Origin of the sequence: Streptomyces sp. NPDC059477 (assembly GCF_042749375.1) — a bacterium.
GTDB lineage: Bacteria > Actinomycetota > Actinomycetes > Streptomycetales > Streptomycetaceae > Streptomyces.
Window position 1 is genome coordinate 47,372 of record NZ_JBHYUG010000053.1, and the last position, 7,093, is coordinate 54,464.

The window sequence follows — 7,093 nt, forward strand, 5'->3', positions numbered from 1 at the left end:
CGGGGGCCAGAGAGACCGAGCCACACCCCCCCCCCCCCCCCGACGCGCCCCCACCCCCCGAGGCCGCGCGCCCCCGCCTCGGTGACCGCGCCGGCGGGGTTCTTTGCGTTCGGGGCTTTGTGTGTTCGGGGCTCTTGGTGACTGGGGTTCTTCGCATCTGGGCTCGGCTCGCCGGGCCCAGGCAGCTTCTGCCGGTACGCCCTGCGCTGCCTGTGCGCCCTCTGCTACTTGTGCGCCCGTACCGGGATGTCCAGGATCACCTGGGTGCCGCGGTCCGGGGCCGGGACCATGTCGAAGCTGCCGCCCAACTCGCCCTCCACCAGTGTCCGGACGATCTGGAGGCCCAGGTTCCCCGAGGTGTGCGGGTCGAAGCCGGGCGGCAGGCCCACCCCGTCGTCCTGGACCGTGACCAGCAGACGGGCCTGTTTTGTCGTACCGCCACGGACCGCCGAGACCTCGACCGTGCCGGTGTCGCCCTCCTTGAAGCCGTGTTCCAGGGCGTTCTGGAGCACCTCGGTGAGCACCATGGCCAGCGGGGTGGCCACCTCCGCCTCCAGGATGCCGAAGCGGCCGGAGCGGCGGCCGGCGACCTTGCCGGGCGAGATCTCGGCGACCATGGCGAGCACCCGGTCGGCGATCTCGTCGAACTCCACGCGCTCGTCGAGGTTCTGGGAGAGCGTCTCGTGCACGATGGCGATCGAGCCGACCCGGCGGACCGCCTCCTCCAGGGCGGCGCGTCCGCGCTCGGACTCGATCCGGCGGGCCTGGAGCCGCAGCAGGGCGGCCACCGTCTGGAGGTTGTTCTTCACCCGGTGGTGGATCTCCCGGATGGTGGCGTCCTTGGTGATCAACTCGCGCTCGCGGCGACGCAGTTCGGTGACATCGCGCAGCAGCACCAGCGAACCGGTACGGGTGCCCTTCGGCTTGAGCGGGATCGTACGGAACTGGATCACCCCGTCGCGGGCCTCGATCTCGAAGGAGCGGGGGGCCCAGCCGCTGGCGACCTTGGCGAGCGCCTCGTCGACCGGGCCACGGGTGGGGGCGAGTTCGGCGGTCGTACCGCCCAGGTGGTGGCCCACGAGGTCGGCGGCGAGGCCGAGGCGGTGGTAGGCCGAGAGCGCGTTCGGGGAGGCGTACTGGACGATGCCGTCGGCATCGACCCTGATCAGGCCGTCGCCGACGCGCGGCGAGGCGTCCATGTCGACCTGCTGGTCGGCGAACGGGAAGGAGCCGGCCGCGATCATCTGCGCGAGGTCGGAGGCGCTCTGGAGGTACGTCAGCTCCAGGCGGCTCGGGGTGCGCACGGTGAGCAGGTTGGTGTTGCGGGCGATGACGCCGAGGACGCGTGACTTGCGGCGCACCGGGATCGACTCGATGCGCACCGGGACCTCCTCGCGCCACTCGGGGTCGCCCTCGCGCACGATCCGGCCCTCGTCGAGCGCCGCGTCCAGCATCGGGCGACGGCCGCGCGGGACGAGATGGCCGACCATGTCGTCCTGGTAGGAGGTGGGGCCGGTGTTGGGGCGCATCTGGGCCACGGAGACATAGCGTGTGCCGTCGCGGGTGGGCACCCACAGAACCAGGTCGGCGAAGGAGAGATCGGAGAGCAGCTGCCACTCCGAGACCAGCAGATGGAGCCACTCCAGGTCGGAGTCGTCGAGGGCGGTGTGCTGGCGGACCAGCTCGTTCATGGAGGGCACGCTGCGAGCGTACCCGGGGGCCTGTGAGCCGCCGAAATGTACGGCCCTGTGCCAGGGGCTCATCGATGTCCCCCGGTGTGGGGTAGGGGCGCGGGGTGCGCGGTGGGTGTGGGGGGCGCGATCTGCACGGGGTGCGGGGTGGGTGCGGGGTGCGCCATGGGTGGCGGGGAGATCGGTGGGGCCGGACGGGGTGTGGCGTCCGGCGGGAGGGGCGCGTCCGGTGAGGGAGTGGCGGCCGGCAGGGGACACGCGTCCGGTGAGGGAGTGGTGGCCGACAGGGGACACGCGCCCGGTGAGCGCGCGGTGTCCGGGAAGCGGACGGCAGGATCCGGCGCGCGAGGGGCATCCGGCGCGCGAGGGGCATCCGGTGGGTGAAGGATGTCCGGTGGGCGAAGGGCGTCCGGTGGGTGAGCCGGGCCGGGAGACACCCGCGGGCCGCGGCGCCTGAGAGGGACCCTCAACCCTCCCGGCACCGCAGCCCGGAGCAACAACGGCCGTGGGGTGTGCGGTCCCGGTCGGCCGAAGGATGAGGATCCGGGGCAGTCAGGGCAGAGAGCACCGGTTCCTCGGTCCGTCTTCCTGTGCGGGGAAGACGGAGGCTTGTAGGCGATTGGCTGGGCAATCGGCTGTGCGGTCGACCCTACGATCGACCCGGTCCCCGTCTCGCGGGGTTCCCCACTTCCAGCATTGTGGACTAGACCACTCCGCGTGTCCATGAGTCGGGGGCGGCGAATTGTTGGAGGCTGTTGGTTGTTGACGCCTGGCAGCCTAACCCGCCGACGTCAACCACGGGGCCAGTTGGTCAGGGCGATTTCGACGAGCGCCTCCAGTTCCTCGCGGCTCGCGCCGTCGCGCGCCTGCTGCGACATGCCCTGGATCATGGCCCCGGTGAACCGGGCGAGCGCGGAGGTGTCCGTTCCGGCGGGCAGCTCGCCGGCCGCGACGGCCGCCGCGAAACGGCGCTCGAAGCCGGCGATGTCGGCGTTGCGCCGGTCCCGCAGCGATGCCTCGACGTCCGGGCTGGTGCAGTTGGTGGCGGCGTGCACATAGAGACAGCCGCGGGGGTGGCCGGGCTCGGTGTAGACGACGGCGGCCTCCTTCAGCACTCGCTCGACGGCGGCCCGCGCGGTGGGCTCCTCGGCGAGCGCGGTGGCGCCGAAGGATCCGTACTTCTTGTCGTACTCGACCACGACCTCGTCGAACAGGGCGCGCTTGTCGCCGAACGCCGCGTAGAGGCTGGGGGCCCCGATACCCATCTCGCGGGTGAGGTCGGAGACCGAGGTGGCCTCGTAGCCCTGGGCCCAGAACGCCATCAGGGCTTTCTCCAGGGCGGTCGAACGGTCGAAGGAGCGGGGGCGGCCCCGGCGGCGGGGGGCGGGCGGGGCCGACGCGCCGTTCGGGGCGGTGTCCGGGGTCTTGGCGGGGTGCTCGGTACTCACCATGGGTCTATTTTATAGCGGGTGCTAGAGAAATGTCGGCGGGGTGGTGTACGGTTTTTCTGTAGCGATCGATAGGGAATGATTGCCGGGAAGCCCTGATCGGCGGGACGGACGGCTGGGTGGCTGCGGTGACGGCTGCGATGGCCGGCATCGCTGGTGATGGGTGTCATGGGGTCTGGAGGGGCCGGCATGGGTGTGCTCGGGGGCAGGACGGCGTTGGTGACGGGGGCGAGCCGGGGTATCGGGCGGGCTGTGGCCGATCGGCCGGCGCGGGTCGGGGCGCGGGTCGGGGGGCATGACGGCAGGGACGAGGAAGCGGCGAAGGACACGGTGGCCGCGATCGAGGCGACGGACGAGGAGATGTACGACCGAGCGCACGCGGTCAACGCCAAGGCGCCCTTCTTCGTCATCAAGCACGGCCCGGGCCGGCTGCGCGATCAGGGGTGGATCGTGAATGTGACGGCGGGGACGGACGCGACGATACCCGCCATCGCCGCGACCCATATGGCCATGGGCGCGGTGACGGCCTTGACCCGTTCACTGGCCGCCGAGCCGGCCCCGAGAGGCATCACGGCGAATTCGGTCGCGCCTGGGTACATCGACACCGACCTGACCCGCGAGGTGCTCGCCGACCCGGAGGTGCGGGCGCACGCCGAGTCAGTGTCGGTGTTCGACCGGGTGGGGACGGCGACGGAGGTCGCGGATGTGGTGGCGTTCCTGGCGTCGCCGGATGCGCGGTGGGTCACCGGGCAGCATCTGGACGCGACGAGGGGGGATCGCCGCTCGCCCGGTAGACCGGAGGGGGTGGCTGCCGTGCGGGGTCAGTGGGTCTCCGTGACCTTGGCCAGGGCGCGCGGGGCGTCGGGGTCCTGGCCGCGGGCGATGGTGACCTCGTAGGCGAGGAGTTGGAGGGGGATGATCTCCAGCACGGGCTGGACCTCCTCCGCGACGCCCTCGGTGGGCAGTACGAACCCGGCCGAGGCGCGCTCGACCTGGGCAGCGGGGCCGATGACGACGAGGTCGGCGCCCCGGCCGCGCAGCCGGTCGAGGACGGGCTGGAGAGCTTCACCGCCCTTGCCGTCGGTGACGACCGCGATGACCGGGGAGACGTTGTCGACCATGGCGAGCGGGCCGTGCACCAGATCGGCGCCGGAGTAGGAGAGGGCGGGGATGTAGCTGGTCTCCATGAGCTTGAGGGCGGCTTCCTTGGCGGTGGGGTAGCCGTAGCCGCGGGAGGTGATGACCATGCGTTCGGCGAAGCGGTAGCGGGCGGCGAGGGCACGGATCTCGTCTTGCCGGGCGAGGAGTTGTCCGGCGAGGTCCGGGAGCACCTCGGCGGCGGTGCCGTCGCCGCCGCGCAGGCCCTCGACGAAGAGGTAGAGGGCGAGGAGGGAGGCGGTGTAGGTCTTGGTCGCGGGGAGCGCCTTCTCGGGGCCGGCCAGGATGTCGATGTGGTACTCGGAGACGGCGGCGAGCGGTGAATCGGGGTTGTTGGTCACGGCGAGGGTGACGGCACCGGCCTCGCGGGCCGCCCGGGTGGAGGCCACCAGGTCGGGCGAGCCGCCGGACTGGCTGACGGTGAGGACCAGGACATCGGTGAGGTCGGGGCGGGCGCCGTAGGCGGTGGTGGTGGACATGGAGGTGAGCCCGCAGGGCAGGCCGAGGCGGATCTCCAGGAGGTACTTGGCGTAGAGGGCGGCGTTGTCGGAGGTGCCGCGGGCGGCCAGCAGGACGAAACGGGGCTTGCGGGCGGCGATCTCGTGGGCGACCTGCCGGATGGCCGGGGCGCCGTCCGCCAGAATCCGCCGCAGCACGGCAGGCTGCTCGGCCATCTCACGGGCCATGATCCGTCCGGGGACGTCGCCGCGGGGTTGGGGGGTGGTGGCGGTCATGCGGGGTCCCTCCGGGGGTTTGGGGGTGGTGTTGGGAGTTGGGGTTCTGTTCGGGATGGGGGTGCGTGGGGGGGGGCTTGTGCCGGGTGCGGGGGCCGAAGTCGGTGCCGGTGCGGATGTCCGTGGCGGTGCGGGAGTCCATGGCGGTGCAGGTGTTGGCTCCGGTGCGGGTGCGAGCGCTGATGCCGGTGCGGGTTCTTGTACGGGTGTCGGTACCCGAGTCGGTGTCGGTGCGAGTGTCGGTGCCCGAGTCGGTGTCGGTGCGGGTGTCGGTGGCAGTGCCGGTGCAAGTGTCTGTGGCGGCGCTGGCGCGGGCGCTGATGCCGGAGCAGGTGTCGGCCCCGGACTTGGGCCGCCTCTGGTGCGGGCTCTGGTGTCGGTGCCGTTGCTCGTGCGGCGCTTGGTGTCGGGGGCGCCCTTCGTCCAGCGCGTGATGGCCGGGCCAGCCGCCCTTCATGCGGCACTTGGTATCGGGGCCGTGCCTCGTCCGGCCTTGGGTGTCGGGGGCGCCCTCGGTGGAGCGCGTGATGCCGGGGCCGCTCCTCGTACAGCGCGTGATCTCGGGGCCGCCCTCGTACGGCCTCGGTGTCGGGGCCGCCTTTCGTCCAGCGCGTGGTGTCGGAGCCGCTCCGCATACGGGATTCGGTGTCCATGGCGCTCCTCGGCGGGCTCTGATGTCCAGGCCGGTGTCGGCCTGGCGGCTCGTCCAGAAACCTCGTCGTACGACCTCAGTGTCCCGGGTCCCCGATCTCTGGGCCCATCGGCCCGCAGGGCCGTCAGACCGCAGGACCCCGAGGCCGCAGGACCGCCAGACCGCAGGGCTCCAAGGGCTGTGGGCCCTGGAGCCGTCTAGCCACAAGGCGCTGGAGCCCACGGTCCTGGCGTCTCGCCGCCCCGGAGCCCCCACGGGTGCCGCGACCCGCGGCTGTGCGGCTCGCCCGAACCCCCGCCCCGGCGCACTCGCGGCCCCACGCCCTCGCGATCTCGCCCCCGCCCCGCCCGCCCCCGCCGGAGGCGCCACGCAGAGGGCCGGGTGTTATTTCGGCGGGGTTCGCTCAGCCCGTGCGGGGTGGGTGTGGGGGGACCGGTGTGTGCCTGGGATGGGAGGGCGGGGCCTGGTAGATTGGTCTAAACCACACGATCCGATTTCGGGTTTTCCGCGTCTCCCTTCGAGTCCCCTCTTCAGAACGGCAGGACCAGCGTGGAAGTTGTCATCGTTCCGGATGCCGCGGCGGGCGGCGAGCTGATCGCCGAGGCCATGGCGCAGTTGCTGCGGCAGACGCCGGACGCCCTGCTCGGGGTGGCCACCGGCTCGACGCCGCTGCCCGTCTACCAGGCGCTGGCGGGCAAGGTGCGCTCCGGTGCCGTGGACGCCTCGCGGGCGCGGATCGCACAGCTCGACGAATATGTGGGGCTGCCGGCCGAGCACCCCGAGTCGTACCGTTCGGTGCTGCGGCGTGAGGTGCTGGAGCCGCTGGGGATCGGAATGGCCGCGTTCATGGGGCCGGACGGCACGGCGGAGGACATTCCGGGGGCCTGCACGGCGTACGACAAGGCGCTGGGCGAGGCCGGTGGGGTGGATCTGCAACTGCTGGGGATCGGAACGGACGGGCACATCGGGTTCAACGAGCCGTGTTCGTCGCTGGCCTCGCGGACCCGGATCAAGACGCTGACGGAGCAGACGCGGGTGGACAACGCGCGGTTCTTCGACGGGGACATCGAGCAGGTGCCGTATCACGTGATCACACAGGGGATAGGGACGATCCTGGAGGCACGGCATCTGGTGCTGCTGGCCACGGGTGAGGGCAAGGCGGACGCGGTGGCGGCGACGGTGGAGGGGCCGGTGGCGGCGGTGTGTCCGGCGTCGGCGCTCCAACTGCATCCGCACGCGACGGTCGTCGTGGACGAGGCGGCGGCGTCCAAGCTGAAGCTCGCGGACTACTTCCGGCACACCTTCGCCCACAAGCCCGGGTGGCAGGGGATCTAGCGGATCCAGCGGATCCAGCGGTCCTGCGCGGAGTCGCGCACAAGGCAGAGGTGCCGGTCACCCCAGGACCCGGGG

5 protein-coding genes are annotated in these 7,093 nt (G+C 71.9%); 2 read left to right on the plus strand and 3 right to left on the minus strand.

What is annotated here, in order from left to right; translation table 11 throughout:
• Nucleotides 1-224: 224 nt before the first annotated feature.
• Both ACFXAZ_RS24865 and ACFXAZ_RS24870 read right to left on the minus strand, forming a co-directional pair.
• Nucleotides 225-1,691, minus strand: coding sequence for a sensor histidine kinase (locus ACFXAZ_RS24865; RefSeq protein ID WP_384595325.1), 1,467 nt, complete (start codon nucleotides 1,689-1,691; stop codon nucleotides 225-227).
• A gap of 791 nt (nucleotides 1,692-2,482) precedes the next feature.
• Complete coding sequence (locus tag ACFXAZ_RS24870; protein ID WP_384595295.1) at nucleotides 2,483-3,142, minus strand: TetR/AcrR family transcriptional regulator; 660 nt, start codon at nucleotides 3,140-3,142, stop codon at nucleotides 2,483-2,485.
• 186 nt (nucleotides 3,143-3,328) lie between these two features.
• Between ACFXAZ_RS24870 and ACFXAZ_RS24875 the strand changes: the two genes are divergently transcribed.
• Entirely contained in the window at nucleotides 3,329-4,036 is a 708-nt protein-coding gene (locus tag ACFXAZ_RS24875) for an SDR family oxidoreductase (RefSeq protein WP_384595298.1), read from the plus strand.
• Here the strand turns inward: ACFXAZ_RS24875 and ACFXAZ_RS24880 are convergent.
• Entirely contained in the window at nucleotides 3,961-5,031 is a 1,071-nt protein-coding gene (locus tag ACFXAZ_RS24880; RefSeq protein ID WP_384595301.1) for an SIS domain-containing protein, read from the minus strand. The two genes, ACFXAZ_RS24875 and ACFXAZ_RS24880, sit on opposite strands and share 76 nt — an antisense overlap.
• Nucleotides 5,032-6,232: 1,201 nt before the next feature.
• Between ACFXAZ_RS24880 and nagB the strand changes: the two genes are divergently transcribed.
• Nucleotides 6,233-7,018, plus strand: a complete 786-nt coding sequence (gene nagB, locus ACFXAZ_RS24885; RefSeq protein WP_384595304.1) for a glucosamine-6-phosphate deaminase — start codon at nucleotides 6,233-6,235, stop codon at nucleotides 7,016-7,018.
• Nucleotides 7,019-7,093: the final 75 nt, after the last annotated feature.